At 53.0% G+C, this 1853-nt stretch carries 2 protein-coding genes; both read right to left on the bottom strand.

Annotated elements, in window-relative coordinates; translation table 11 throughout:
• Positions 1 to 621 (bottom strand): ThuA domain-containing protein (locus AQR02_RS01880; RefSeq protein ID WP_054939146.1); only part of this gene is annotated, 621 nt, incomplete at its 3' end.
• 49 nt (positions 622 to 670) lie between these two features.
• Positions 671 to 1747, bottom strand: coding sequence for a Gfo/Idh/MocA family protein (locus tag AQR02_RS01875; protein WP_054939145.1), 1077 nt, complete (start codon positions 1745 to 1747; stop codon positions 671 to 673).
• Positions 1748 to 1853 lie beyond the last annotated feature (106 nt).

Below are 1853 nucleotides of genomic sequence, written 5' to 3'. Positions count from 1 at the left end.
AATTTCTTTATGGTAATAGGTCGGATGGGATTCATGACCCGGCTGGAAATAAAAGATTTTGCCGCTGCCGCGCCGGTAGGTCGAGCCGCTTGGGAACACATTGCCCCCTTCGAACCAGCCGACAAAAACAAGGCTTTCCGGTGCCGGCACATCAAAATGCGCCCCATACATCTCTTCCTGCTCCAGATCGATATATTCGCCGATGCCTTCGGCAATCGGATGGCTCGGGTCCATCACCCAGAGGCGTTCCTTCTCGCCCGCTTCGCGCCATTTCAGGTCACAGCTGGTGCCCATGAGCTTCATAAAGATTTTGGACATGTGGCCGGAATGCAGCACGATCAGCCCCATTCCCTGCAGCACACGGTTGTAGACACGGTTTACGATTTCGTCGCTAACCTCCTGATGGGCGATATGCCCCCACCATACCAGCACATCCGTATTGTTCAATACTTCCTCAGACAACCCATGCTCCGGTTCATCCAAAGTTGCAGTTGCAGTATCAAAACCCGCCTCCTGCAGAAATCCGGCTATTTGGGCGTGGATACCCTGCGGATATACCTGGCGGATACGCTCCTCCTGCAATTCATGACGATATTCATTCCATACGGTTACTCTTGTCACTATGGACACACTCCTAATCATGATCTATATCAATACGAACCCGCCTGATTTAGTCAAAAAATACCGGCATTCCTGTCTCTGATGATTTATAGATGGCCTCCAGAATGCGGGTAACCACCAGAGCCTGCTCCGGTTTAACAACCGGTTCAGTGTCATTAATAATGCTGTCAATCCACTGCTTAGCTTCAACCAGCGCCGGATCTTCGCCTGCTCCGTCGTAGAAATCTACGCCGGCAGCATCGAGTCCGATATGCTTCTCATAGGTTTTGCCGTATGCTTCACCGTTGATGCGCAGGCCTTTTTCCATATCCGCTCCGCCCTCTGTCCCGCACAGCGCAGTTTTGGCTTCACCGACATCCAGCGTGTTCAGCGCCCAGCTGGCTTCCAGCACGATGGTTGCCCCATTCTCCATCGTAATGAAGCCGATCGCCGAATCTTCAACCGTGAACTTCTCCGGGTCCCATGGGCCCCACGCATTAGCTGCGTCCTTGCGGCCGGACAGCTTGTGATAAGCGTTGCCTACCGCATATTTCGGCTTGTAGTTGTCCATCATCCAGAGCGTTAGATCCAGGGCATGGGTGCCGATATCAATCAGCGGGCCGCCGCCCTGCGCTTCCTCGTCCAGAAATACGCCCCAGGTCGGGACCGCACGGCGGCGGATCGCCTTGGCTTTGGCATAATAAATTTCTCCGAGCTCGTTGTTCTCACACACCTTATGCAGGTAAGCGGAATCCGGTCTGAAGCGGTTCTGGTAGCCGATCGTCAGCTTTTTGCCGGTACGCTTAGCCGCATCGATCATTGCCTGTGCTTCCGCAGTTGTCTTCGCCATCGGCTTCTCACACATAACATGCTTGCCGGCCTCCATCGAGGCAATCGAAATTTCCGCATGGGAAATGTTCGGGGTACAGACATGAATCACATCTAAGCTTGCATCCTTTAGCAGCTCTTTGTAGTCGGTGTACACGGCAGCGTTCTCATCTCCGAATTCTGCCTTGGCCTGCTGCGCCCGTGCGGGTACAATATCGCAAAAAGCGGCCATGACAGCGCCTTCCACTTTTTTCAGAGCCGGCATATGTTTGCCGTTTGCGATGCCGCCGCAGCCAATAATCCCTATTTTCAAAGTCATCCTCTATTTCCCTCCGCCTGGTGGTGTTGTGATCTCTCTGCCTCTATCATACAAATCCGCTGACAGGCTTTCTTCCTGCATTCTTGCCCTGTTATTCCTGAATATT

It is taken from the genome of Paenibacillus ihuae, from assembly GCF_001368795.1.
Classification (GTDB): domain Bacteria; phylum Bacillota; class Bacilli; order Paenibacillales; family Paenibacillaceae; genus Paenibacillus_AQ; species Paenibacillus_AQ ihuae.
This window is presented reverse-complemented; position numbering and strand designations above follow the sequence as displayed.